Origin of the sequence: Rhodococcus yananensis (assembly GCF_020515525.1) — a bacterium.
GTDB lineage: Bacteria > Actinomycetota > Actinomycetes > Mycobacteriales > Mycobacteriaceae > Rhodococcus > Rhodococcus yananensis.
This window is the reverse complement of sequence record NZ_JAIYEP010000016.1, coordinates 15,884-39,940: the sequence shown is the minus strand read 5'-3', so window position 1 is coordinate 39,940 and position 24,057 is coordinate 15,884. Positions and strand designations below refer to the sequence as shown.

25 protein-coding genes are annotated in these 24,057 nt (G+C 68.3%); 12 read left to right on the top strand and 13 right to left on the bottom strand.

The features are described from left to right. Position 1 precedes the first annotated feature (1 nt). Complete coding sequence (locus LDQ05_RS06220; RefSeq protein WP_226436026.1) at positions 2-1,399, bottom strand: NAD(P)H-quinone dehydrogenase; 1,398 nt, start codon at positions 1,397-1,399, stop codon at positions 2-4. Between the two features lie 241 nt (positions 1,400-1,640). On the opposite strand from LDQ05_RS06220, the gene LDQ05_RS06215 reads away from it, so the two are divergent. Then, positions 1,641-2,111: a gamma-glutamylcyclotransferase family protein gene (locus tag LDQ05_RS06215; protein WP_226436025.1), complete on the top strand. Its 471-nt coding sequence runs from the start codon at positions 1,641-1,643 to the stop codon at positions 2,109-2,111. Positions 2,112-2,220: 109 nt separating this feature from the next. Here the strand turns inward: LDQ05_RS06215 and LDQ05_RS06210 are convergent, their stop codons facing one another. Genes LDQ05_RS06210 through LDQ05_RS06200 form a run of 3 tightly spaced genes read right to left on the bottom strand, consistent with a single transcriptional unit; the run spans position 2,221 to position 5,312 of the window. Continuing rightward, a complete protein-coding gene (locus LDQ05_RS06210) occupies positions 2,221-3,399 on the bottom strand; it encodes a M20 family metallopeptidase (protein WP_226436024.1) in 1,179 nt (392 codons plus the stop codon). Then, entirely contained in the window at positions 3,396-4,556 is a 1,161-nt protein-coding gene (locus LDQ05_RS06205; RefSeq protein ID WP_226436023.1) for a M20 family metallopeptidase, read from the bottom strand. The genes LDQ05_RS06210 and LDQ05_RS06205 overlap by 4 nt, the downstream gene beginning before the upstream one ends. 57 nt (positions 4,557-4,613) lie before the next feature. After that, positions 4,614-5,312, bottom strand: coding sequence for an enoyl-CoA hydratase/isomerase family protein (locus tag LDQ05_RS06200; RefSeq protein WP_226436022.1), 699 nt, complete (start codon positions 5,310-5,312; stop codon positions 4,614-4,616). A gap of 63 nt (positions 5,313-5,375) precedes the next feature. Here LDQ05_RS06200 and LDQ05_RS06195 point away from each other — a divergent pair, with 63 nt between their 5' ends. Further along, on the top strand, positions 5,376-6,185 hold the full coding sequence (locus LDQ05_RS06195) for a purine-nucleoside phosphorylase (RefSeq protein ID WP_226436021.1): 810 nt from the start codon (positions 5,376-5,378) through the stop codon (positions 6,183-6,185). Beyond that, positions 6,182-7,705, top strand: coding sequence for a phospho-sugar mutase (locus LDQ05_RS06190; RefSeq protein WP_226436020.1), 1,524 nt, complete (start codon positions 6,182-6,184; stop codon positions 7,703-7,705). The genes LDQ05_RS06195 and LDQ05_RS06190 overlap by 4 nt, the downstream gene beginning before the upstream one ends. On the opposite strand, the gene LDQ05_RS06185 is transcribed toward LDQ05_RS06190, so the two are convergent. Further along, positions 7,677-8,387 (bottom strand): MspA family porin, encoded by a 711-nt coding sequence (locus LDQ05_RS06185; protein ID WP_226436019.1) that lies wholly within the window; start codon positions 8,385-8,387, stop codon positions 7,677-7,679. The two genes, LDQ05_RS06190 and LDQ05_RS06185, sit on opposite strands and share 29 nt — an antisense overlap. A 180-nt stretch (positions 8,388-8,567) precedes the next feature. Beyond that, entirely contained in the window at positions 8,568-9,191 is a 624-nt protein-coding gene (gene upp / locus LDQ05_RS06180) for a uracil phosphoribosyltransferase (protein WP_226436018.1), read from the bottom strand. Positions 9,192-9,302: 111 nt separating this feature from the next. Between upp and LDQ05_RS06175 the strand changes: the two genes are divergently transcribed. From LDQ05_RS06175 to LDQ05_RS06155, 5 genes are all read left to right on the top strand, one after another. Then, entirely contained in the window at positions 9,303-9,659 is a 357-nt protein-coding gene (locus LDQ05_RS06175) for a hypothetical protein (RefSeq protein WP_226436017.1), read from the top strand. After that, positions 9,656-10,633, top strand: a complete 978-nt coding sequence (locus LDQ05_RS06170; RefSeq protein ID WP_226436016.1) for a C40 family peptidase — start codon at positions 9,656-9,658, stop codon at positions 10,631-10,633. Before LDQ05_RS06175 ends, LDQ05_RS06170 begins: the two co-directional genes overlap by 4 nt. Before the next feature lie 84 nt (positions 10,634-10,717). Beyond that, positions 10,718-11,083, top strand: a complete 366-nt coding sequence (locus LDQ05_RS06165) for a hypothetical protein (protein WP_226436015.1) — start codon at positions 10,718-10,720, stop codon at positions 11,081-11,083. Positions 11,084-11,132: 49 nt separating this feature from the next. After that, positions 11,133-11,432, top strand: a complete 300-nt coding sequence (locus LDQ05_RS06160) for a YbaB/EbfC family nucleoid-associated protein (protein WP_226436014.1) — start codon at positions 11,133-11,135, stop codon at positions 11,430-11,432. A gap of 56 nt (positions 11,433-11,488) precedes the next feature. Next, on the top strand, positions 11,489-12,712 hold the full coding sequence (locus LDQ05_RS06155; protein WP_226436013.1) for a SatS C-terminal domain-containing protein: 1,224 nt from the start codon (positions 11,489-11,491) through the stop codon (positions 12,710-12,712). 158 nt (positions 12,713-12,870) lie between these two features. Here the strand turns inward: LDQ05_RS06155 and LDQ05_RS06150 are convergent, their stop codons facing one another. The 3 genes from LDQ05_RS06150 to LDQ05_RS06140 are packed head-to-tail and all read right to left on the bottom strand — an operon-like array spanning position 12,871 to position 15,685. After that, entirely contained in the window at positions 12,871-13,974 is a 1,104-nt protein-coding gene (locus LDQ05_RS06150) for an adenosine deaminase (protein ID WP_226436012.1), read from the bottom strand. 18 nt (positions 13,975-13,992) lie between these two features. After that, the gene (locus tag LDQ05_RS06145) at positions 13,993-15,276 is read right to left on the bottom strand and encodes a thymidine phosphorylase (protein WP_226436011.1); all 1,284 of its coding nucleotides are present in this window, start codon (positions 15,274-15,276) and stop codon (positions 13,993-13,995) included. Next, positions 15,269-15,685, bottom strand: a complete 417-nt coding sequence (locus tag LDQ05_RS06140; protein WP_226436010.1) for a cytidine deaminase — start codon at positions 15,683-15,685, stop codon at positions 15,269-15,271. Before LDQ05_RS06140 ends, LDQ05_RS06145 begins: the two co-directional genes overlap by 8 nt. A 253-nt stretch (positions 15,686-15,938) precedes the next feature. Here LDQ05_RS06140 and sdhC point away from each other — a divergent pair, with 253 nt between their 5' ends. From sdhC to LDQ05_RS06120, 4 genes are read left to right on the top strand one after another with little or no spacing between them, the layout of a single operon-like run. Next, positions 15,939-16,346 (top strand): succinate dehydrogenase, cytochrome b556 subunit, encoded by a 408-nt coding sequence (gene sdhC / locus LDQ05_RS06135; protein WP_226436009.1) that lies wholly within the window; start codon positions 15,939-15,941, stop codon positions 16,344-16,346. Position 16,347: 1 nt separating this feature from the next. Further along, complete coding sequence (locus tag LDQ05_RS06130) at positions 16,348-16,788, top strand: succinate dehydrogenase hydrophobic membrane anchor subunit (RefSeq protein WP_226436008.1); 441 nt, start codon at positions 16,348-16,350, stop codon at positions 16,786-16,788. Between the two features lie 15 nt (positions 16,789-16,803). Continuing rightward, the gene (gene sdhA / locus LDQ05_RS06125; protein ID WP_226436007.1) at positions 16,804-18,555 is read left to right on the top strand and encodes a succinate dehydrogenase flavoprotein subunit; all 1,752 of its coding nucleotides are present in this window, start codon (positions 16,804-16,806) and stop codon (positions 18,553-18,555) included. After that, a complete protein-coding gene (locus LDQ05_RS06120; protein WP_226436006.1) occupies positions 18,555-19,331 on the top strand; it encodes a succinate dehydrogenase iron-sulfur subunit in 777 nt (258 codons plus the stop codon). Before sdhA ends, LDQ05_RS06120 begins: the two co-directional genes overlap by 1 nt. Before the next feature lie 189 nt (positions 19,332-19,520). On the opposite strand, the gene yhjD is transcribed toward LDQ05_RS06120, so the two are convergent. The 4 genes from yhjD to LDQ05_RS06100 all read right to left on the bottom strand — a co-directional run bounded on the left by yhjD (position 19,521) and on the right by LDQ05_RS06100 (position 23,911). Further along, positions 19,521-20,576 (bottom strand): inner membrane protein YhjD, encoded by a 1,056-nt coding sequence (gene yhjD, locus LDQ05_RS06115; RefSeq protein ID WP_226436005.1) that lies wholly within the window; start codon positions 20,574-20,576, stop codon positions 19,521-19,523. Positions 20,577-20,595: 19 nt separating this feature from the next. Next, entirely contained in the window at positions 20,596-21,645 is a 1,050-nt protein-coding gene (gene trpS, locus LDQ05_RS06110; RefSeq protein WP_226436004.1) for a tryptophan--tRNA ligase, read from the bottom strand. 66 nt (positions 21,646-21,711) lie between these two features. Further along, positions 21,712-22,515 (bottom strand): exodeoxyribonuclease III, encoded by an 804-nt coding sequence (locus LDQ05_RS06105; protein ID WP_226436003.1) that lies wholly within the window; start codon positions 22,513-22,515, stop codon positions 21,712-21,714. A 178-nt stretch (positions 22,516-22,693) separates the two neighbouring features. Further along, positions 22,694-23,911: an NADP-dependent isocitrate dehydrogenase gene (locus LDQ05_RS06100; RefSeq protein WP_226436002.1), complete on the bottom strand. Its 1,218-nt coding sequence runs from the start codon at positions 23,909-23,911 to the stop codon at positions 22,694-22,696. Between the last annotated feature and the right edge of the window lie 146 nt (positions 23,912-24,057).

Genomic DNA, 24,057 nt, shown 5'->3' with positions numbered 1-24,057 from the left:
GTCAGTCCAGGTCGTCGTGCCGCATCAGTTGGCGGGCCGCCTCCGTGATCGAACCGCTCAGGGACGGGTACACGGAGAAGGTCTGCGCCAGGTCGCTGACGGTGAGATTGTTCTGGACGGCCAGCGCGATCGGCAGGATCAGCTCCGACGCGGTGGGCGCGACGACGACACCGCCGATCACCACTCCCGTGGCGGGACGGCAGAAGATCTTCACGAAGCCGCGTCGCACGCCGGACATCTTCGCGCGCGGATTCGTGTTCAGCGGCAGCATCACGGTCCGGGCCGGGATCTCGCCGTTGTCGATCATCGCCTGGCTCACGCCGACAGCGGCGATCTCGGGGCGGGTGAACACGGCGGCGGCGACGGTGCGGAGTTTGATGGGCGAGACCCCCTCACCGAGCGCGTGGTACATCGCGATGCGGCCCTGCATCGCCGCGACCGACGCGAGGGGCAGCAATCCGGTGCAGTCACCCGCGGCATAGATGCCGGACACCGCGGTGCGCGACACCCGGTCGACGGGAAGGTATCCGCCCCGGTCGAGTTCGAGCCCGACCTTCTCGAGGCCCAGACCCCGGGTGTTGGGGACGGATCCGACGGTCATCAGCGCATGGCTGCCCTCGACGATCCGCCCGTCGGCGAGCAGCACCCGCACACCGTCCTCGGTGCGTTCGACCGAATCGGCCCGCGCGTGACGGACGAGGGTCACGCCGCGCTCCGACAACACCTCTTCGAGTACCAGCGCGGCGTCCTCGTCCTCGTGCGGCAGCACACGGTCCCGGCTGGACACCAGGGTGACCTGCACCCCGACTTCGGTGTAGGCGGAGACGAACTCGGCACCGGTGACACCCGATCCGACGACGACGAGGTGTTCGGGGAGCCGGTCGAGATCGTAGAGCTGCCGCCACGTGAGGATCCGTTCGCCGTCCGGCTCGGCATTCGGCAGCACACGGGGGCTCGCGCCCGTCGCGATGAGGACGACGTCCGCGTCGAGAACCTTCTCCTCACCGGTGTGGAGGTCGGCGCGCACCTGGTGGGCGGCCATCCCGGGCTGCGGGTCGATGAGCTCGCCGCGCCCCGCATACAGTGCGACGCCCGCGGCCTCGAGCTTCGTACGGATGTCCGCGGACTGCGCGTGCGCCAGGCTCTTGACGCGGGCGTGTACCTGCGGGAGCGCGACGGTGGCGCGATCGAGTTCGATCCCGAGGTCGCCGGCACGCCGCATGTCGGTGCGCACCCCGGTCGATGCGATGAAGGTCTTGGAGGGGACGCAGTCGAACAGGACGCAGGCGCCGCCGATCCCCTCGGAATCGATCACAGAAACCGAAGCGCCGTACTGCGATGCCACCAGCGCTGCCTCGTATCCGGCAGGGCCGCCGCCGATGATGACGATGCGGGTCATGGTTCTCCTCTGTATCGATTCCGAATGGGGGTGTCGGCTCGTTGTGCGGTGTCCGCCGGGGTACGCGAACTCCGCCGACAACGCTATGCCACCGCCCACCCGAAGCGCACACGGACCGCGCATCCGTCCACCGTCGACGCCGCCGATGTGAGATCTGTCGCATCCGCATCGACGCACTCGGGAACCGGACGCCACCCGACCCCGTCGGTGGCCGCGCCGGGAAACAGTTAGCCTTGTGGGCGTGCCGATCTACGCCGCCTACGGGTCCAACATGCATCCGGAGCAGATGCTGACGCGCTGCCCGCACTCGCCCATGTCGGGCACCGGGTGGCTGCACGGCTGGCGACTGACGTTCGCCGGTGCCGACATCGGCTGGGAAGGTGCACTCGCGACCGTCGTCGAGGATCCCGACTCGAAGGTGTTCGTCGTGTTGTACGACGTGCCCGGGGACGACGAGCGCAGCCTCGACCGGTGGGAGGGCGCCGAACTCGGATTCCACCGCAAGCTTCGGGTGCGTGTCGACACCGGCGACGGTGCCGTGCTGGCGTGGCTCTACGTGGTCGACGGTTACGAGGGTGGACTACCGTCGGCGCGCTACCTGGGCGTGATGGCCGACGCCGCCGAGATCGCGGGCGCCCCGGACGAGTACGTCCTGGATCTACGCACCCGCAACAGCCGCAACGTCGGCCCCGGTCGCCCCGACGTGTCCTGAGCCGCGACCCCGCAGCACACCGGACGTACGCGGCTCCGGCCCACGGCGCCTGCCGATCGGCGCAGACGGACCGCTACCACCCCGCGCGGGTCGGTGTCGTCGCGGCGGTCTAGGCGCGACGTCCCGACCCGGATCCGCCACCGAGCGCGAGATTCGTCAGGACCCGCACCCCGACGGGCAGTGCCCGTTCGTCCAGATCGAAGGTGGGTTGGTGGATGTCGAGTTCCGGCCCCGTCCCCGACCACACCCCGAGTCGCCCCATCGCCCCGGGAATCTGCTCGAGATACCAGGAGAAGTCCTCACCGCCACCGGACTGCGGGGTGTCGGACAGCACCTCCGGCCCGGCGGAACGGATCGCATCCTCGAACATGCGCGCCGAGATCTCGTCGTTGACCACCGGCGGAACACCGCGCCGGTAGTTCAATTCGTAACTGACCCCCGTGGGGGCGAGCAGACCGTGCACGATCTCGCGGACCATCGGCTCGAGCAACTGCCAGGTCTCGTGGTCGCCGGTGCGGACGGTTCCGGCGAGCATCCCGGTCCGCGGGATGGCGTTCGGGGCGTTCCCGGCACTGACCGCACCCCACACCATGACCGTGCCCGTGCGCGGATCGATCCTGCGGCTGAGCATGCCGGGCAGTCCGGTGATGACGGTGCCGAGCCCGTACACGAGGTCACCGGTGAGGTGCGGGCGTGAGGTGTGCCCACCCGGCGAGTCGAGGACGAGTTCGACGGTGTCGGCGGCGGACGTGATCGCGCCGACCCGTATCCCCACCCTGCCCACCTCGAGCCGCGGATCGCAGTGCAGCGCGAAGATCCGCGAGAGACCCTCGAGCCCCCCGGCGGCGACCACGTCGAGCGCCCCGCCGGGCATGACCTCCTCCGCGGGCTGGAACACCAGACGCACCCCGCACGGCAGGTCGGGGACCGTGGCGAGCGCCAGACCCGCACCGAGCAACACGGTGGTGTGCGCGTCGTGCCCGCACGCGTGCGCGACACCGGGCACGGTCGACGCGAAGGGCAGGCCCGTCATCTCGTGCAGCGGTAGGGCATCCATGTCCGCTCGCAGCCCGATGCGGGGACCACGATCCGGGCCCAGATCACAGATCAGGCCCGTGCCGCGGGGCAGCACCTTCGGGGTGAGCCCGGCTTCGACCAGTCGGGCCGCCACGAACTCGGTGGTGGCGTACTCCTGGCGGGCCAACTCGGGGTTGGCGTGGATGTGTCGGCGCCATGCGACGAGATCACCGGCGTGCTCGTCGAGCCACTTCTCCACGTAGGGGTTCATCGACGCGCCACCCCTTCGAGAAGCCGGGCCCGCTGCTGCGGGTCCCGGGCGGCGCGGGCGGCGGTCGCGGCCAGCGCGCGGGCGCCGTCGAGAACCGCACGGTCGGCGGACGCGGTGACGCACGCGGCCGCGAACGCCTCCTGATGGGTGACGGCGCCACCTGAGTCGAGGCCGATGACCGGGTGGATTCCCGGCATCACATTCGTCACGTTTCCCATGTCGGTGCTGCCCAGCGGGCGCGATCCTTCCTCCTCGACGGACAGCGGTGTGCGTCCGGACCCGATGATCTCCTCACGATATGCCTGCACGAGCCACGGGTCGGGAGTGAGTTCGGTGTAGGTGGGCGACACGGTCCGCACGGCGTGCGTGCACCCGGCGGCCAGCGCGCCGGCGGTGAAGCAGTCGTGGGCGCGGGCGGTGAGATCCGCGAGAGCCTCCGCGGTGGATGCCCGCAGGTAGTACAGCAATTCGGTGTGTCCGGGCACGATGTTCGGCGCGCTGCCGCCGTCGCTGACGATCCCGTGGATCTGCTGGCCCGGGTTCAGGTGCTGCCTCAGCAGACCGATCGCGACCTGCGCGACGGTGGCGGCGTCGGCGGCGTTGCGGCCGTACTCGGGCGCTGCGGAGGCGTGCGCCTCACGGCCGGTGTAGGCGACGGCGATGTCGGCGAGCGCCAGTGATGTCGCGCCGGTGATGTCGAACGGTCCGGGGTGCACCATCAGCGCGGCGCCGATGTCGTCGAACTCGCCGCGTTCGAGCATCAGCACCTTGCCACCACCGGTCTCCTCCGCGGGAGTTCCGACGACACGGACGGTGACACCCAGGGAGTCCGCGACGGCGGCGAGCCCCAGTCCGGCGCCCGCCGCCGCGGCCGCGATGATGTTGTGCCCGCACGCGTGCCCGATACCGGGCAGTGCGTCGTACTCGGCGAAGAACGCGAGAACCAGGTCGCCGTCGCCGAATCGCGCGTCGAACGCGGTCGGCAGGTCGGCGACGCCGGTGCGCACCTCGAAGCCACCGTCGCGCAGCACATCGACGATCTTCGCGGCACTGCGATGCTCGTCGAAGGCGAGCTCGGGTTCGGCGTGGATCGAATGCGACAGCGCGATCAAGGTGTCGGAGGCAGCCTCGATCGCGCGGTCGGCATCGGTGGTCACGTCGTCCAGTCTGTCATGCCGGACCGGCCGCAACGGTGCACCCGACGGGTACCGGTCTCAGCCGAACTTGAAGTTCGATTCGTCGGTCTTCGTCTCGAGCGCGGCGATGAGCGGGGTGTGCAGGCTCCGCTTGATTCCCGCGAGGTTCGGCCCGCGGGTGGCGGTGAGGGCCGCGGCCTGCTCGACGGCGGTGGCGAGGACCGCGTCGTCGTCGACGTGCCGCTCCACGATGCCCGCCGCCACGGCGTCGGCACCGCCGTAGCGTCGTCCGGTGGTCATCGCCTCCACCCCGGTCTGGATCGGCAGGCGTGCCCGGATGAGTGCGGCCATGCCCACCGTGAACGGCATGTTCAGTTGGACCTCCGGCAGGCACCAGTATCCGCGGTCGGCCCGCATCACGCGGAAGTCGTTGGTGAGCGCGAGCATCGCTCCGGCACCGAAGGCATGTCCCTGCACCGCCGCGACGGTCGCGGCGGGGAAGGTGAGCATCCGCACGTAGAGGCGGTGGACGGAGTCGAGGTACGCCGGGAGGTCACCGATGTGACCGAAGATCCAGTCGGTGTCGAGTCCGTTGCTCCAGAACTTGCCCGTCGCAGCGGTGACCAGCGCGGTCGGCCCGTCGTGCGCCTCGACCTCGTCGAGGAGGGTGTCGAGCTCGGTGAGCATGTCGGGGTGGAAGCGGTTCTCGCTGACCTCCTCACCACGGGTGCCGAGATGGAGGATGTGGACGTCGCCGTCGCGTTCGAGGTATGGCATGACGTCAAGGATATCCCCTTCTCTACTGACGAGTAACTTCTGTGGGCGTTAGGGTCTGAACTCATGGGAGCAGCCGAGATCCTCGACCCCACCGCCGAGGCCACCGCGGCGGCGACCGTCGTCGCCGAACGCACCGGAATCGACCGTCACGACGTCGCCGTCGTCCTCGGATCCGGCTGGCGGGCCGCCGTCGAACGATTCGGCGATCCGGTCGCGAGCATCGCCATGGGTGACCTGCCCGGTTTCGTCACACCGACAGCGGCCGGACACTCCGCGGCCGCGCATTCGGTCGTGTGCGGCGACAACGCCGTGCTCGTCCTCGCGGGCCGCACCCACGCCTACGAAGGGCACCACCTGAGCCGGGTCGTGCATCCGGTGCGCACCGCGGTCGCGGCCGGTGCGCACACTGTGATCCTGACCAACGCCGCCGGTGGTATCGATCCGTCGTACCGGGTCGGGCAGGCCGTTCTCGTCGCCGACCACCTCAACCTCACCGGCCGGTCACCGCTCGTCGGCGCGCAGTTCGTCGACCTCGTCGACGCCTACTCGGCGGACCTGCGGGCCCTCGCCCGACGCATCGATCCGACCCTCGCCGAAGGCGTGTACGCCGGACTGCCCGGGCCGCACTACGAGACGCCCGCCGAGATCCGGATGCTGCGGACCCTCGGCGCCGATCTGGTGGGCATGTCGACCGTGCACGAGACCATCGCGGCCCGTGCCGCCGGAGCTCGGGTCCTCGCGTTGTCGTTGGTGACCAACGCGGCCGCCGGTCTCACCGGCGAACACCTCGACCACGACGAGGTCCTCGCCGCCGGTCGTGACGCCGCCACCCGTATGGGCGATCTGGTGCGTGAACTGGCGGCATCGCTGTGACCCTCCGCTTCGGCACCGCCGGTCTGCGCGGCCCCGTCGGCGACGGCCCCGACCACATGAACGTGCCGGTGGTCACCCGCACCACCGCCGGCCTCGCGGTGTGGCTGATCGAGCACGGCCACGGCGGCGGCACCGTCGTCGTGGGGTGCGACGCACGCACCGGATCCGCCGAGTTCTTCACGGCCGCGACGGAGGTGCTGGCCGCCGCGGGATTCGACGTCGTCGCGCTGCCCCGTCCACTGCCCACCCCGGTGACCGCGTACGCGGTGCAGGCGCTGGGTGCCGTCGCCGGGGTGCAGATCACCGCCTCGCACAACCCCGCCTCCGACAACGGCTACAAGGTGTACCTGTCGGGTGGGGCGCAGCTCGTCTCCCCCGCCGACCGCGAGATCGAGGCCGCGATCGACGCCGCACCCGACGCGGCTGCCGTTCCCCGGACACCCGTCGAACCGGTCGGTGACGAGTTGGTCGAGCGATACCTCGACCGGGTCGCGTCGCTGCCGCGGTCGGGACACCGCGACCTGCGCATCGCTCTCACGCCGCTGCACGGGGTCGGCGGCGACACCGCCGTCGCCGCGTTGCGTCGCGCCGGGTTCACCGACGTGCACACCGTGTCGTCCCAGTTCGCACCCGATCCGGCGTTCCCGACGGTCGCCTACCCCAACCCGGAGGAACCCGGCGCCACCGACGCGCTGCTCACGCTCGCCGCCGAGGTGCACGCCGACCTGGCGATCGCACTCGACCCCGACGCCGACCGGTGTGCGGTGGGTGTGCGCGACGGCACCGGATGGCGGATGCTGCGCGGCGACGAGACGGGTGTGCTGCTCGGCGACCGCATCCTCGCGCACGCCCCCATCGGGTCGCTCGTCGCGACGACGATCGTGTCGTCGACGATGCTCGGCGACGTCGCCCACGCACGACGGGCGCGGTTCGCACGGACCCTCACCGGCTTCAAATGGCTCACCCGCGCCGGCGACGGATTGGTCTACGCGTACGAGGAGGCCGTCGGGCACTGCGTCGACCCCGACGCGGTCCGCGACAAGGACGGCGTCGCCACCGCAGTACTGGTCGCCGATCTCGCTGCCGAACTGAAGGCGGCCGGGCGCGGGCTCATCGACGCCCTCGACGACCTGTACCGCGAATTCGGCGTGCACCTCGGTGACCAGGTGTCGATCCGCTCCGACGACCTCACCCGCGTCGACGCGATCATGGCCGCCCTGCGCGCCGACCCGCCCGAGACACTGGCGGGAGTGCCCGTCACCACAACCGATCTCGCCACCGGGGGCGGTGCGCTCACCACCGATGCACTGGTGTTCGAGGGGGTCGGCGTGCGGGTCGTGGTCCGCCCGTCGGGTACGGAACCGAAGCTCAAGTGCTATCTGGAAACGACGGCCCGGTACGAGGATCGGCCGGTGGCCCACGCCGCGCTCGATGCTCTCCGCCGGTGGGCCACCGCCCTCGGCGCCACCGCCGGTGGCGGCCCACCACGACTCAGGACCGGGACGGTTTCCCGTACGTGATCGCCACGTCGTTCGACGCCGTCACCACCTTCGCGTACGGCCGGATCGTGACCGGGCCGACCGCGCCGGACACCGCGCCGTGGATGCCCGCGAACCGCACGGTCAGGGTCGCACCGTCGAACTCGCGATCCTCGACGATCGGCACATCCGTGATACCACCCGGTTCGAGGTCGACGGTGACGTGCTGCTCCGGCACGACCGAGGCATCGACGGAGGTACCGGTGCCCAGGTCGACATCCATTCCGACGGAGACGGGGTCGGCCGGCAGTTCGGTGCCGAGCGACAGGTCGGCACCGTTGTCGACGCCGACGTCCACACCCGGCGTGGTGAGGGTGGCGGTCGCGCCGGGCACCGAGAGCGGATAACCGATCTGGTACCCGACGGTCAGTCGGGTACCGGTGGCCGCATCCGCATCGGGACCCGCGAGGGTGACGATGGTGGTGCCGTCGGCGAAGAACTCGGCGCTGAGCGGGGAACTGTCGAGCGGCGGGTACCACTGGATCGAGGTGTCGGCCTGCGCCACCTCGATCGTGTTTCCGCCGTCCAGCACGAGAACCCTGGCATTGTCGAGGTCCGCGTGCGCGACAGCGGGATACACGAGCGAGCCGACGAGTGCGACGGCATCCACCGCGGCCGCGCGCGGGGCGGTCACCGTACGTGTCTGGAAGAACCTGCTGAGCATGGGATTTCCTCGTTCCGCAGAGGTTCGTGACTGCAACGGACGTTGCCGAACAAGGAGGGAGCGTAACGACGACGACGCGCGCGGACCGGCGCGAACGTGTCGGATCCATAGCGGATCAATAGCATTATTGCGTCACACGTACATCTCTGGTCACATACTTCACAATACGGTCATATGTGATCAGCGCGGCCCGAACTGGCGGTCGCCGGCATCCCCGAGGCCCGGCACGATGTATTTCGCGTCGTCGAGCCCCTCATCGATCGATGCCGTCACCAGTCGCACCGGGTGTCCCGACGAGGCGAGCGCCTCGACACCCTGCGGGGCCGCGACGACACACACGGCCGTGACGTCCGTCGCGCCACGGGCGGCCAGAATGTCGAGCGTGTGCACCATCGATCCGCCTGTCGCGAGCATCGGATCGAGCACGAACACAGGTAGGCCCGCCAGATCGTCCGGCAACGACTCCAGGTACGGAACCGGCTCGAAGGTCTTCTCGTCACGTGCCAATCCGACGAAACCGACGCGTGCCTCCGGGATCAACGTGTGCGCCTGATCGACCATGCCCAGTCCGGCACGCAGCACCGGCACCAACAGCGGCGGACGCTTCAGACGTACGCCCGTCGTGTCCGCGACCGGGGTGCGGACGTCGAACGTCTCGACGTCCGCATCGCGCACCGCCTCGTAGATCAGCATCTGGGTGAGCCTGCGCAGGGCACCGCGGAACGCGGCGTTGTCGCTGCGCTCGTCACGCAGGATCGTGAGCAGCGACGCGGCGAGCGGGTGGTCGACGACGAGCGAATCCATGAGATGAAGGATAGGACGACGGAACCGCCCGCCCCTCCCGTGCGTCCAAATCCATGGGGCTTCCGACAGTCGACCGTGGGAGGCCCCGACAGCCGAACGAGGAGAGGGCACATGAGCGAACACACACCGGGCGGGACGACCCCGCCGCAGCGGGACGGTGTCGAGGCGGACACCGAGATCATCGCTGCATTCGGACGGACCGCCACGGATCTCGCGGGTCACGTCGACGTGGCCGCCGCGACCACCCGCAACGCCGATCCCGCAGCCCTGGCCCCGATACTCGGGGCGGTCGGCGCGGACTTCCTCGCGGTGTTCACCGAAGCGCACCGCCGTCACGTGGCGGACCTGACGCGCATCGGCGACACGTTGAGCGCGATGGGTTCGGTGGCCGTGCTCACCGCCGCGGCGTACGACCGGTCCGTGGACGAATTCGCTGCCGGGGTGCGCGCCGCCGGGAGCGACACGTGATCGCCGGGGTCGGTGCCGACATCCTCGGCGCGCCACTGTACGAGATCCTCGGGGCGTTCGGTGACCGGGACGCTCTGGCGTTCGACCCGGGAGCACCGGTGCGTGAGGCGGGCACGATCGTCGACGACGCGCGGTGCTCGTGCCGAAGTGCGCTCACCGAACTCTCCTGGGGGTGGACGGGGCCGGCCGCCGAGGCGGCACTGACCAGTGGCGAACGGATCCTCACCGACGCCCTCACCGCCGTCGAACGCGGCACCGAACTCGCTGCGGCCGTGTTCGACGCGACGGTCACGGTCGTCACCGGTGTCGCGCAGATCGCTCGGCTCATCGACTCGTTCACCACCATCGCACGCGACGCGACCCCCGTGCTCGCGTTGCCCCAGGGCCAGTTGATGCTGCTCACCGCCGCACTCGAACACCTCTCCGAAGGACTCGAGGTGCTCACCCGCGTCGTCGGTGCCCTCACCGAACTCACCGTGCGGGTCACCGCCATGTTCCCGGAACCCGAGCGGGGGCCGGAGACCGACGCCACCGACACGCACGCGATGTCGACGACGGGCGACGACCGGCAACCGCGCTTCGGCCGCGAGATCGTACTGCCCGACGGCAGCACCGCCGTCGCCCCGAACACGACGGCCGCGGAGGCGGTCCGTCGCGCACTCACCCAGCAGGGCACCCCGTACGTCTGGGGCGGAACGGTTCCGGGCACGGGATTGGACTGCAGCGGACTCACTCAGTGGGCGTACGGGCAGGCCGGCCTCGACATACCTCGGCTGGCGCAGGAACAGGACGTGGGTGCCCGCGTGGCGTCCGATTCGGTACTTCCCGGCGACCTGGCCGTCTGGGACGGGCACGTCGCGATGGTCGTGGGCAACGGGTTGATGGTCGAGGCCGGTGACCCGGTGTCGGTGACCCCGATCCGGACGACGAACTCGGGCATGTCGTTCCAGGGCTTCTTCCGGCCCACCACGTGATGGACGCCCACGGTTCCCGTGGGCGACCCTCAGTTCCGGGAAATCGATGGGAACCGAACGGCGGCGCGGTGCGTCCAAACAGACATGGACCATCACACAGCACCCGATGCCGCCACGGCATCGTCCGTCACCGCGACCGCGCGCAACGCTTCCGGGACCGTCTGGGTCCGCTGCACCGACGGCGGCATTCCGGTGGATCTGAGGATCGACCCGCAGGAACTGCGGTTCGGTGCGGCCCAGCTCGCCGAGACCATCGTGGCGCTCACGCGCCGCGCCGCACTCGAGGCCGCCGTGTTGCGCCGCGAACAGCTCACGCAGCAGGGCGTGCCCCGCGCGACCCTCGACCGCATGGGCATGCCGACCCGCGACGACCTGCCGCGGGTCGACGACACCGAGCCCTCGTTCGCCGCACCCGTGCCACCGCCGGTGACGTGGCTGCGGCGGGCCTGACCCCGATCGAACGACGAGAAGATCGAACGACGAGAAGACGGAGGACACGATGAGCGAAGCCCGGGTCGAGGCGATCGTCGACCGAATCCACACACAGATGGGGGCGATGGAAAGCACCCTCGCGGACCTCGGAGCCGTTCGGGGCACCGCGAGCAACGGTGACGGCAGCGTCGTCGCGCGGGTCGACAGCACCGGCGCGCTGGCCGGCCTGACCCTCGCCGAATCGGTGACGCGCCGCGACGCGCAGGCCGTCGCCGCCGAGATCCTGGCGGTTGCGCACGAGGCCGCGCGCCGGGCCGCGGCGGAGCGCGTCCGCCTGTTCGATTCCCTCCGACAGTCACTCCGATGATGTCGTCGACCACTCCCGGCTACAGGTTCGGGCCGGACATGGTTAGGCTTCCGGCCATGGCTGGAGACATCGTCCCGATCGAGCTCGGGCTCACCGACGGCGACCTCGTGACCCTGTGGGCACACAACTGGCGTGAGGGCGACGACGAATGGGAGGCGTTCCTCGGCCGCGGCGACGACCTCTACGCCTTCCCGTCGGTTGCGAAACTCGTCGCGTTCGTGCGGTCGCGCGCCGACAACGACCTCGTCGATCACCCGACGTGGCCGGTCGTTTCCGGTCTCGCGGCGGGCGAGTTCGTCCCGGACGACGCACACGCGTTCGACGTCGTCGGGGTTCCCGAACTGGTCGCGGGCGATCCCGAGCCCACGGTGGTGTCGGAGTTGCAGGACACCTTCGACATCGTGAGCATTCTCGGCGACGTGTGCGAGCTGGATGCGGTGGTCGCGTTCTTCGCTCGCCCGGAGATCGAGACGATCATCCGATACGGCGTCGGCGCGTTCGAGGGTGGTCGCGAGAGTCTTCAGCTCTGGAACGACGTGGGTGTCGCGGTCGCGGACCAGTGGGACGGCGTCGTCGACGCCCTCGACGGTGTCGTCACCGTCCCGGAGGTGGACGACACCGCGGTCGCCGACATCGAGGCCGAGCTTCTCGCCGCCGACGAGAACGACCTCGAGGCGGACGACGCCGTCGAGGCCGCCTCGGACGACGAGTACGACTTCGCCGAGGACGACGACGATTTCTGGACGTCCGTCGGCGTGGACCCCCTCAAGATCATCACGGCCGGCGGTACGTGGTTCACGCTGCGGTGCTACGTCGACGACGACGCCATCTTCCTCGGCGCGGACGGCGCGATCCTCGCGTTCGGCTCCGAACGCGCGCTCGGGCGCTATCTCGCCGACAATCACGAACACGACCTGGCGCCTCTCGCCACGTACGACGAGATCCGCAACGCTGCCACCGACGGTTCACTCGAGGTCGTCGTCACCGAGGACAACGTGTACGTCCTCACCGGCATCGCCGACGACATCGCCGAGGGCATCACGGCGGTCGACCCGGAGCAACTCGAACTCGCCGTCGAGTTGTTCACGGACGCGGCCAACTACGTCGGCGAGGACTCGACCGATGCCGCTCTCGCCGCGTCGACCGAACTGGGTTGGTTCGTCAACTACGTCCTCGAACCCGATTCGAGCCGACTCGCCCCGACCGCCCCGTTCGATGCGGAGGCACAGGCGTGGCGCGAGGTCGAACACGAGTTCGAGGCGCACCTCCGGAAGCTCTGACCCCGTTCCCGCCGCGGCCGCACCTCCCCGCCCCCGGGGAGTGAGCGAATGTATCGCCCGCTCGATGCAATCGATCGGGTGTACCACTCGCTCGAGGTGGCGGCGGGACCGGGACCGGGATCGGGACGTCGAGGTGGATGCAGCAACGCCGGGCCGAGTCAACCGAGGAGCACCGCGTACCCGGGTTTGATGACGTCGTCGATCACCTCGAGACGCTGATCGAACGGGATGAACGCCGACTTCATCGCGTTGATCGTGAACCGTTCCAGATCGGACCATCCGTAGCCGAAGGTGTCGACGAGTCGCGCCATCTCCTCCGTCATCGAGGTGTCGCTCATCAATCGGTTGTCGGTGTTGACGGTCACCCGGAACCGTAGTCGCGCGAGCAGGTCGAACGGATGATCTTCCAACCTCCCCACCGCACCGGTCTGGACATTCGAGCTGGGGCAGAGTTCGAGGGGAATCCGCTTGTCCCGCACATAGTTCGCGAGCCTGCCCAGAACGGGAGATCCGTCGGATCCGACGGTGATGTCGTCGACGATGCGCACACCGTGCCCGAGCCGATCCGTCCCGCAGAACGCGACCGCCTCGTGGATGGACGGCAGGCCGAACGCTTCACCCGCGTGGATGGTGAAGTGCGCGTTCTGCGCTCGGGTGTATTCGAATGCGTCGAGGTGTCGACTGGGCGGATGGCCCGCTTCGGCACCGGCGATATCGAATCCGACGACGCCGCGGTCACGGAATCTCACCGCCAACTCGGCGATCTCACGTGAGCGCGCCGCGTGCCGCATCGCAGTGAGCAGGCAGCCTATCCGGAGGGTGCGACCCCACGTGGCCGACGCTTCCGCCACGCCGGCCCGGAAGCCCTCGAGAACCTGCTCGACGACCTCGTCGAGGCCGAGCCCTCGCTCCAGGTGTTGTTCGGGCGCGAACCGGACCTCGGCGTAGACCACGCCGTCGCCCGCGAGATCGAGCGCACATTCCCGCGCCACGCGCTGCAGCCCGTCGGAGGTCTGCATCACCGCCACCGTGTGTTCGAACGTCTGGAGGTACCGCTCGAGTGAGCCGCTGTCGGCCGACTCGCGGAACCATGCCGCCAGAGCCGGGCCGTCGCCCGCCGGCAGCCGGTGGCCACACGCATCGGCCAGTTCGAGCACGGTCGCCGGACGCAGTCCGCCGTCGAGGTGGTCGTGCAGGACGACCTTGGGTGCGAGGAGGATCTGCGATCGGACCGGCTGCTGTTTCGGGGCCGCAGGGTTCATGACCCGGACGGTAGTCCCCTATGCCGTGATCCGCTCGACGATCAGCGGTGGCCGTACCGGGGTCCGGTCCCCGATCCGCACCCCCTCCAGGAAACCGGTGACCGCCGCAGGAAGGGCCTCCGGAGTGTCGGTGTGCAGGGTCGCGAGGGGTTGTCCCGCACGCACCGCGTCACCGATCCCGACGTGCAGTTCCACGCCTGCACCCGCCTGGACCGCGGCGCCCTGCCGGGCCCGGCCGGCGCCGAGGCGCCACGCCGCGGTTCCCACCGCGAGCGCATCGAGTTCGGTGACGACGCCGCCACGCGGGGCAAAGACGGTCTCGGTGGATGCCGCTGCGGGCAGCGGCGCGTCGGGATCACCGCCCTGCGCGACGATCATCGCCCGCCACCGGTCCATCGCGGATCCGTCACGCAGCCGGTCGGCGGGATCGGTGGCATCGAGGCCGACGGCTGCGAGCATCTCCCGGGCCAGGCCCAGCGTCAGCTCGACGACATCGGCGGGACCTCCTCCGGCCAGGACCTCGACGGCTTCGCGGACCTCCAGGGCGTTTCCGACGGTGCGCCCGAGCGGAGTGTCCATCCGGGTGAGCAGGGCGCTCGTCGGAAGACCCGCGTCCGCGCCCAGTTCGACCATCGTGCGGGCGAGTTCTCGGGCGTCTCCGAGCTCGGTCATGAAGGCACCGCTGCCGACCTTGACATCGAGAACCAACGCCCCGGTGCCCTCGGCGATCTTCTTGCTCATGATCGAACTCGCGATCAACGGAATCGACTCGACGGTGCCGGTGACATCGCGCAGGGCGTAGAGCCGGTGATCAGCCGGGGCGAGTTCGGCACCGGCGGCACACACGACCGCGCCGACTGCGGAATCGGTGAGCATGTGGGCGATCTCGGCCGAACTCAGGTCGGCACGCCAGCCCGGTATCGATTCCAGCTTGTCGAGCGTGCCGCCGGTGTGACCGAGTCCACGACCGGACAGTTGCGGGACCGCTGCCCCACACGCTGCGACGAGCGGCGCGAGCGGCAGGGTGATCTTGTCGCCGACCCCGCCGGTCGAGTGCTTGTCGACGGTCGGCACGCCGAGCCCGGTGAAGTCGAGCCGACGGCCCGAGTCGACCATCGCGGTCGTCCAGCGAGCGGTTTCTGCGCGGGTCATCCCTCGGAACCAGATCGCCATCGCGAGCGCCGCCATCTGCTCGTCGGCGACGATGCCGCGCGCGAACGCTTCGACCACCCAGTCGATTTCGTCCCCGCGGAGCTCGCGACCGTCACGCTTGGCGCGGATGATCGAGATGACGTCAGGCATCGACACCGCCCCGTCGGACCGCATCGAGGTCGCCGGGCCCGAAGGCGAGCGGCAAGAGCACGGACATGGGCAGTGGGCCTTCGACGGTGTCGACCGACAATTCGGGGCCGCCGTGTTCGAGCAGCAACTGTCGGCATCGACCACACGGTGCGAGCGCCGCACCCCGCGCGTCGCACACGGCTACGGCACGAAGCCGCCCTCCCCCTCCCGAGATCAAGTTACCGACGAGTACACATTCGGCGCAAAGCCCTATACCGTGTGAGACATTTTCCACATTGCACCCACTCACGACACGCCCGTCGCGAGTGAGAGCAGCCGCGCCCACCGGGAACCCCGAATAGGGTGCATAGGCGCGACCCATGGCTTCATATGCTTTGGCGCGCAGGTCTTTCCAGTCGATTTCCGCCACAGATCACCATCCTGCCACGGTGTCACGTGCAACGCCCCTCGACCCCCGACGGCCGGGGTCACAGTTGGAAAGGCACACCTAACTTACGTTTTCACGCCTGTACGAATCAGCCGGGAGATTGGTTCCCGGGTTTGCGATGGGTTTAGAGTCGGATCAAGTCGGTTCAGGTTCACGTCGGGCCCGTACTGCGGAATTCCCCACAGGCTGCTGCGGCTCGACGCGTCCACCATTGACGTTGGAGGCACAGCACTCGATGAGCAGCACGACTGAAGCCGCTCCCGCACCGGCGGGGCGCACACGGTCGCTTTACCGGGGCGACCCCGGAATGTGGTCCTGGGTTCTGCACCGGATCACCGGCGTGGCGACGTTTTTCTTCCTTTTCGTCCACGTCCTCGACACCGCACTCGTCCGGGTCAATCCCGAGACGTACGACGCGGTCATCGAAACATACAAGAATCCGATCGTCGGCCTCATGGAGCTGGGGTTGGTGGCCATGGTGCTCTACCACGCCCTCAACGGCCTGCGCGTGATGCTCGTCGACTTCTGGTCCAAGGGACCTCAGTACCAGCGCGTGATGCTCTGGTCGATCGTGGTGATCTGGTTCGTGGTGATGATCCCCGCGGCCGGTCGCATCTTCTACAACATGTTTGCGGGGCACTGACATGAGCGAAGCCAAGACCCTCGGCAAGACCTACGACCGTCCTGCCAGCCTCGACAACCCCCGCTCCCCGCGTCGCGCAGCCAAGAACAACTTCGAGCTCTACGCCTGGTTGTTCATGCGCCTGTCCGGCCTGGCCCTCATCATCCTGGTGTTCGGCCACCTCTTCATCATGCTGATGCTCGACGAGGGCGTCCACCGCATCAACTTCGCCTTCGTCGCCGGCCGCTGGTCCAGCCCGTTCTGGCAGGTCTGGGACCTGTCGATGCTGTGGCTCGCGCAGTTGCACGGCGGAAACGGTCTGCGCACCGTCATCGCGGACTACGCACGCAAGGACTCCACCCGCTTCTGGCTCAACACGATCCTCGTCGTGTCGATGATCCTGATCATGGGTCTGGGCACCTACGTGATCTTCACCTTCGACCCCAACATTCCGGCGAGCTAGGGGAGCTGGCACTTCATGCAGGAACATCGTTACGACGTCGTCATCGTCGGCGCCGGCGGCGCCGGTATGCGCGCAGCCATCGAGGCCGGACCGCGCGCCCGCACCGCGGTCCTGACCAAGCTCTACCCCACCCGCAGCCACACCGGCGCCGCGCAGGGCGGCATGTGCGCCGCCCTCGCGAACGTCGAAGAGGACAACTGGGAGTGGCACACCTTCGACACCGTCAAGGGCGGCGACTATCTCGCCGACCAGGACGCCGTCGAGATCATGGCCAAGGAGGCCATCGACGCGGTCCTCGACCTCGAGAAGATGGGTCTTCCCTTCAACCGCACGCCCGAAGGCAAGATCGATCAGCGTCGCTTCGGCGGTCACACCCGTGACCACGGCAAGGCACCGGTTCGCCGCGCGTGCTACGCCGCGGACCGCACCGGTCACATGATCCTCCAGACGCTCTACCAGAACTGCGTCAAGCACGACGTCGAGTTCTTCAACGAGTTCTACGCGCTCGACATCGCTCTCACCGAGACCGAGGACGGCCCCGTCGCCACCGGCGTCATCGCCTACGAGCTGGCCACCGGTGAGATCCACGTCTTCCACGCCAAGTCGATCGTGTTCGCCACCGGCGGTTCCGGCCGGATGTACAAGACGACGTCCAACGCGCACACCCTCACCGGTGACGGCCTGGGCATCATCTTCCGCAAGGGCCTGCCGCTCGAGGACATGGAATTCCACCAGTTCCACCCGACGGGCCTGGCCGGTCTGGGCATCCTCATCTCCGAGGCCGTGCGCGGCGAGGGCGGCATCCTCCGCAACGTCGACGGCGAACGGTTCATGGAGCGTTACGCCCCCACCATCAAGGACCTCGCGCCCCGCGACATCGTCGCCCGCTCGATGGTGCTCGAGGTGCTCGAGGGCCGCGGCGCCGGACCGAACAAGGACTACGTCTACATCGACGTGACCCACCTCGGCGAGGACGTCCTCGAGGAGAAGCTCCCCGACATCACCGAGTTCGCGCGCACCTACCTCGGCGTCGACCCGGTCACCGAGCTGGTGCCCGTGTACCCGACCTGCCACTACGTCATGGGTGGTATCCCCACCAACGTCGAGGGTGAGGTCCTCCGCAGCAACGACGAGATCGTCAAGGGTCTCTACGCGGCCGGCGAGTGCGCGTGCGTGTCGGTGCACGGCGCAAACCGTCTCGGCACCAACTCGCTGCTCGACATCAACGTGTTCGGTCGACGCGCCGGCATCGCCGCGGCCGAGTACGCGAACAAGACCGAGCACGTGGACCTGCCGGAGACCCCGTCGAAGTACGTCGACGAGTGGCTCGACCGGATCCTGCACGCGGGCGGCAAGGAGCGCGTCGCCGACATTCGTCGCGACCTGCAGCAGACGATGGACAACAACGCGTCGGTGTTCCGCACCGAGGAAACCCTCACCCAGGCGTTGAACGACATCCACGAGCTGAAGAAGCGCTACAAGGAGATCACGGTCCACGACAAGGGCAAGCGCTACAACAGCGACCTGCTCGAAGCCGTCGAGCTCGGCTTCCTGCTCGAGATGGCCGAGGTGACCGTCGTCGGCGCGCTCAACCGCAAGGAATCCCGCGGCGGACACGCCCGCGAGGACTACCCGGACCGGGACGACGCGAACTTCATGAAGCACACCATGGCCTACAAGGTGGGCGAGGATCTGATCTCCGACATCCGCCTGGACTACAAGCCGGTGGTCCAGACCCGGTACGAGCCCATGGAGCGGAAGTACTGATGACAACTCTCGAGAAGCACGACACCGCCGAAGCGGACCTGCCTCCGGTCCCCGAGGGCGCGACCATGGTCACGCTCAAGATCGCCCGGTTCAACCCGGAGGACGGCAAGGGCCAGCACTGGGATTCGTTCCAGGTGCCCGCGCTGCCCACCGACCGGATGCTCAACCTGCTGCTGTACGTGAAGGGCTACCTCGACGGCACCCTCACGTTCCGCCGCAGCTGCGCGCACGGCGTCTGCGGTTCCGACGCGATGCGCATCAACGGCGTCAACCGCCTGGCCTGCAAGATCCTGATGAAGGACATGCTGCCCAAGAACGGGAAGCCGGTGACCATCACGGTCGAGCCCATCAAGGGCCTGCCGGTCGAGAAGGACCTCGTCGTCGACATGGAGCCGTTCTTCGACGCGTTCCGCGCCGTGAAGCCGTTCCTGATCACCAGCGGTAACAAGCCGACCCGCGAGCGCATCCAGTCGCAGGCCGACCGCCACCGTTTCGACGACACCACCAAGTGCATCCTGTGCGCGTGCTGCACCACCTCGTGCCCCGTGTACTGGAGCGACGGCAGCTACTTCGGCCCTGCCGCGATCGTCAACGCGCACCGGTTCATCTTCGACAGCCGCGACGAGGGTGCCGCCGAGCGTCTCGACATCCTCAACGACAAGGAAGGTGTGTGGCGTTGCCGCACCACCTTCAACTGCACCGACGCGTGCCCCCGTGGCATCCAGGTGACGAAGGCGATCCAGGAGGTCAAGCGTGCGCTGATGTTCGCGCGCTGACCGACACCCCGCCGGGTTTCGTACGGCCGCCGCACCCGTTCTCCGTGGGAGAGGGTGCGGCGGTCGCGTTTTCGGGGTCGTTCCAGGACTCTTGTGCAAGTTGTTTCCCGCTGAGCGGGCAAGAACCTGCACAAATCACCCTGCGCAACTCCCGCTTCGACTTTCGCTGAACGACCGGAGCGCCGGCCCCTACGGTCGCCCATTGCGCGACCGCCGGCCCCGCAGCCGCGACCCCAGCAGTGCACCACCGACGACACCCGCCCCCACGAGCGCGATTCCGCCGCGCACCCCGGTCCCCTCGTTGACCTGTACGCGCGGGGTGATGATCGCCGGGTCCGGCGGCGGCACGTGCGCGAGCGCCATGCTTTCACGCGACGACGCGGCGTAGGCCGTGCAGAACAGGATCAGCCGGGCCGTGATGTTGCCGAAGACGAGGATGCCCAGGATCGGCCCGAACGCGACACCCGCCGGTCCCCCGAGCACACGCTCGAGATAGATCGACCCCACCTGTTTGAGGATCTCGAATCCGATGCCGGCGATGATGCCGGCCCGGATGGCGCTGCGGAACGGGACGGGTTCACGCGGGAGCCGCGCGATCACCCACGTGAACACGACGCTGGTGGCGGTGAGGGCGGCGACGACGGCCACGATCCGCAGGAACACCCCCATCCCGACGAGGTTGTCCATGTTCAGCAGTTCGACGACACGGTGCACCACGGGTCCGCTGCTCAGCGCCGACAGCCCGAGCGAGACCACCATCGCGAGGCCCAGGCTGACCAGGGCTCCCGCGTCGCGCAGTTTCACCATGACGAAGTTGCCCTTGTCTCGCGGGTGGTCCCACATCGAGGTGAGGGCATCGCGCAGGTTCGCCATCCAACCCAGCCCCGCATACGAGGCGGTGAGCAGGCCGATGACACCGACGGCACCGCGCGAGGCGATCGCGGAGTCGATCAGGTCCTGCACGGTGCTGCCCAGTTGACCGGGAATGTTGTCGGTGATGGCCTGCTGCAGTTCCTCCAGCAGTTCCGGGCGCCCGGCCAGCACGAAACCGGCGATCGAGAAGACCACCATGATGATCGGCACGATCGCCAGCACCGTGAAGTACGTCAACCCCGCGGCGTAGTAGTCGCCCTTGTTCTCCTGATACCGCGTGGCGGCCCGCATGATGTGGTCGAACCACGGCCGCGCCGCTCGTTGACGTTCCAGGAAACTCGGCTTGGTGTCGGTGTCCGGCTCACCGGCCATACGGGCTACTCCTCACAGGTCACTTCCGGGGCAGGAATCCCACCCTGTCATAGACCTGCGTGAGTGTCCGGGAGGCCACCTCGCGTGCCCTGTCCGCACCGTCTGCGAGGATCCGGAGGAGTTCGGCTTCGTCGCCGAGGTACTCGTCGACCCTGGCGCGCAGCGGAGTGACGAATTCGGTGAGGACCTCCGCGGTGTCCGCTTTGAGGTCGCCGTATCCCTTGCCGTCGTATCCGGCGACGAGATCCTCGACGGTGCGTCCCGACAGCGCCGACTGGATGGTCAGCAGGTTGCTCACACCGGGCTTCGTCTCCGGGTCGAATCGGATCTCGCGTTCGTTGTCGGTGACCGCCGACCGGATCTTCTTCGCCGAGATCTTCGGGTCGTCGAGCAGGTTGATCAGGCCTGCGTCGGTGGCGGCGGACTTGCTCATCTTCGACGTCGGGTCCTGCAGGTCGTAGATCTTGGCGGTGCCCTTGACGATCTGTGCCTCGGGGACGACGAACGTCTTGCCGAACCGCTTGTTGAACCGCTGCGCGAGATCGCGGGTCAGCTCGAGGTGCTGCCGCTGATCCTCCCCGACCGGAACCTTGTGTGCGCGGTAGAGCAGGATGTCGGCGGCCATCAGCACCGGATAGGTGAACAGGCCGACGCTGGCGTGGTCGGTGCCCTGTTTCGCCGACTTGTCCTTGAACTGTGTCATGCGGCTCGCTTCACCGAAACCGGTGATGCAGTTGAGCACCCACGACAGTTCGGCGTGCTCGGGTACCTGGCTCTGCACGAACAGCACGGACCGCTTGGGGTCGATGCCGATCGCGAGCAGCTGCGCCGCAGCCACCAGGACGCGGGACCGCAGTTCCTTGGGTTTCTGCGGCACCGTGATGGCGTGCAGATCGGGGATGAAGTAGAAGGCGTCGTTCTCGTCCTGCGCCGGAACCCACTGCTGCAGCGCACCGAGGAAGTTCCCCAGATGGAACGAATCCGAGGTGGGCTGGATGCCCGAGAGCACCCGGGGCCGCGTGGCCGGCCGGGACTCCTGCACTGTGGTGTTCTGATCTGCCGTCGACATGACTTCGATACTTTCACGCACCGGATCCGGCCGTTGCACGAGGTGGGGGCAATCCGACGGTCTTCGTCACCGGAATCGGACGGTCACCGGCGCATGGTCGGACCAGCGTTCCGCGTACGTCGCGGCGCGTTCGACCCGCGCCTCCACGACCTTCTCCGCCAGCGCGGGCGTCACGAGGTGGTAGTCGATGCGCCATCCGGCGTCGGTGTCGAATGCCTTGCCCCGGTACGACCACCACGAGTAGGGGCCGGCGACGTCACCGTGGTGTTCACGGGCGACGTCGCGCCACCGGCCGGTGTCGAGCAACGCACCCACCCATTCACGTTCGCCGGGCAGGAAACCGGATTTGCGGACGTTGCCCTTCCAGTTCTTGATGTCACGTTCGGTGTGCGCGATGTTCCAGTCGCCGCACACCACCATGTCGCGACCGGCAGCCGTGACGTCGGCTGCACGTTCCCCCAGGTACGCGGCGAATTCCTTCATGAAGCGTTCCTTCTGGTCCTGCTTCGGGGTGTCGGCCTCGCCGGTGGGCAGGTACAGGCTGCCGACGGTCACCGCGCCGAAGTCCGCTTCGAGGTAGCGACCGGCGTCGGCGAACTCCTCGGCACCGAAGCCGACGCGGACCGCATCCGCCGGCACACGCGAGACGATGGCGACTCCGGCGCGGCCCTTCGCGGAGGATTCGGCGCCGACGACGTGCCATCCCGCATCGAGTGCGGGTGCGATCGCCCGGCGGAGTTGATCGTCGCTCGCACGCACCTCCTGCAGACACACGACGTCGGCGGAGGTGGTCGCGAGCCAGTCGAGCAGTCCCTTGCCCGCGGCAGCACGGACGCCGTTGACGTTGACGGTGGTGATCACGAGAGACACAGCGGCCACCGTATCCGATGCGGCCGACAGCCCCTCTCCCGCGGGACCGCGTCGAGACGCGCGGACCCGGCACGAACCGTGATGTCGGCGACCGTCACTTCGGGCGCGAGGAGTACCGAACATGCGAACGGGACGCCTCCGGAAGGAAGGCGTCCCGTTCGTCAGCGCGTGCCGTTCGTCAGGCGCGGGCCTTCTGCAGGTTCTCGTCGAGCGCACCGAGGAACTCCTCGGTGGTCAGCCACGACTGTTCGGGGCCGACGAGCAGCGCGAGGTCCTTGGTCATCTGACCGGCTTCGACGGTCTTGATGACGACGTCCTCGAGCTGCTGCGCGAACTCGATCACCTCGGGGGTGTTGTCGAGCTTGCCGCGGTGCTCGAGGCCGCGGGTCCACGCGAAGATCGACGCGATCGGGTTCGTCGACGTCGGCTTACCCTGCTGGTGCTGGCGGTAGTGGCGCGTGACGGTGCCGTGCGCGGCCTCTGCCTCGACGGTCCTGCCGTCCGGGGTCATCAGCACGGACGTCATCAGGCCGAGGGAGCCGTAGCCCTGCGCGACGGTGTCGGACTGGACGTCACCGTCGTAGTTCTTGCAGGCCCACACGTAGCCGCCCTCCCACTTGAGCGAGGACGCGACCATGTCGTCGATGAGGCGGTGCTCGTAGGTGAGGCCGGCGGCGTCGAACTCCGCCTTGAACTCTTCCTCGTAGATCCGCTGGAACTCGTCCTTGAACATGCCGTCGTAGGCCTTGAGGATCGTGTTCTTGGTCGACAGGTAGACCGGGTAGTTCTGCTGCAGACCGTAGGCCAGCGAGGCGCGCGCGAAATCCTGGATGGATTTCTTGTAGTTGTACATCCCCATGACGACGCCGCCGTCCTCGGGGATCTTGCACACCTCGTGCTGGATCGGCTCGGAGCCGTCCTCGGGCGTGTACGTGATGGTGACGGTGCCGGCGCCGGGGACCTTGAAATCGGTGGCGCGGTACTGGTCGCCGAACGCGTGGCGGCCGACGATCACCGGCTTGGTCCAGCCGGGGACCAGACGCGGCACGTTGGAGATGATGATCGGCGCGCGGAAGATGGTGCCGCCGAGGATGTTGCGGATGGTGCCGTTGGGCGACCGCCACATCTTCTTCAGGCCGAACTCCTCGACACGCGCCTCGTCCGGAGTGATGGTCGCGCACTTGACGCCGACGCCGTGCTTCTTGATGGCGTTCGCGGCGTCCACCGTGACCTGGTCGTCGGTGGCGTCACGATGCTCGATGCCGAGGTCGTAGTACTCGAGATCCACGTCCAGGTACGGGTGGATCAGCTTGTCTTTGATGAACTGCCAGATGATGCGGGTCATCTCGTCGCCGTCGAGTTCGACGACCTTACCCTCAACCTTGATCTTGGACATGTGCGGTTCGTGTCCTCCTAGGACGGTTTCGGTCCCTGATCGACCGCACTTTGTGAGTGCGATCGCCTTCGGCTCTGCAATCCGAGCATGGCTCTGCTCGCGTCCGGAACAGTCGCCAAACATGACAAGCGTACTGCTATTCCGTC

Excerpts from the sequence above, each read along its gene's own strand:
- LDQ05_RS06220 (WP_226436026.1), bottom strand. The coding sequence starts at position 1,399 with ATGACCCGCATCGTCATCATCGGCGGCGGCCCTGCCGGATACGAGGCA.
- LDQ05_RS06210 (WP_226436024.1), bottom strand. The coding sequence starts at position 3,399 with ATGAACCCCTACGTGGAGAAGTGGCTCGACGAGCACGCCGGTGATCTC.
- LDQ05_RS06200 (WP_226436022.1), bottom strand. The coding sequence starts at position 5,312 with ATGCCATACCTCGAACGCGACGGCGACGTCCACATCCTCCATCTCGGC.
- LDQ05_RS06195 (WP_226436021.1), top strand. The coding sequence starts at position 5,376 with ATGGGAGCAGCCGAGATCCTCGACCCCACCGCCGAGGCCACCGCGGCG.
- LDQ05_RS06185 (WP_226436019.1), bottom strand. The coding sequence starts at position 8,387 with ATGCTCAGCAGGTTCTTCCAGACACGTACGGTGACCGCCCCGCGCGCG.
- upp (WP_226436018.1), bottom strand. The coding sequence starts at position 9,191 with ATGGATTCGCTCGTCGTCGACCACCCGCTCGCCGCGTCGCTGCTCACG.
- LDQ05_RS06175 (WP_226436017.1), top strand. The coding sequence starts at position 9,303 with ATGAGCGAACACACACCGGGCGGGACGACCCCGCCGCAGCGGGACGGT.
- LDQ05_RS06165 (WP_226436015.1), top strand. The coding sequence starts at position 10,718 with ATGGACCATCACACAGCACCCGATGCCGCCACGGCATCGTCCGTCACC.
- LDQ05_RS06160 (WP_226436014.1), top strand. The coding sequence starts at position 11,133 with ATGAGCGAAGCCCGGGTCGAGGCGATCGTCGACCGAATCCACACACAG.
- LDQ05_RS06155 (WP_226436013.1), top strand. The coding sequence starts at position 11,489 with ATGGCTGGAGACATCGTCCCGATCGAGCTCGGGCTCACCGACGGCGAC.
- LDQ05_RS06150 (WP_226436012.1), bottom strand. The coding sequence starts at position 13,974 with ATGAACCCTGCGGCCCCGAAACAGCAGCCGGTCCGATCGCAGATCCTC.
- LDQ05_RS06145 (WP_226436011.1), bottom strand. The coding sequence starts at position 15,276 with ATGCCTGACGTCATCTCGATCATCCGCGCCAAGCGTGACGGTCGCGAG.
- sdhC (WP_226436009.1), top strand. The coding sequence starts at position 15,939 with ATGAGCAGCACGACTGAAGCCGCTCCCGCACCGGCGGGGCGCACACGG.
- LDQ05_RS06130 (WP_226436008.1), top strand. The coding sequence starts at position 16,348 with ATGAGCGAAGCCAAGACCCTCGGCAAGACCTACGACCGTCCTGCCAGC.
- sdhA (WP_226436007.1), top strand. The coding sequence starts at position 16,804 with ATGCAGGAACATCGTTACGACGTCGTCATCGTCGGCGCCGGCGGCGCC.
- LDQ05_RS06120 (WP_226436006.1), top strand. The coding sequence starts at position 18,555 with ATGACAACTCTCGAGAAGCACGACACCGCCGAAGCGGACCTGCCTCCG.
- yhjD (WP_226436005.1), bottom strand. The coding sequence starts at position 20,576 with ATGGCCGGTGAGCCGGACACCGACACCAAGCCGAGTTTCCTGGAACGT.
- trpS (WP_226436004.1), bottom strand. The coding sequence starts at position 21,645 with ATGTCGACGGCAGATCAGAACACCACAGTGCAGGAGTCCCGGCCGGCC.
- LDQ05_RS06100 (WP_226436002.1), bottom strand. The coding sequence starts at position 23,911 with ATGTCCAAGATCAAGGTTGAGGGTAAGGTCGTCGAACTCGACGGCGAC.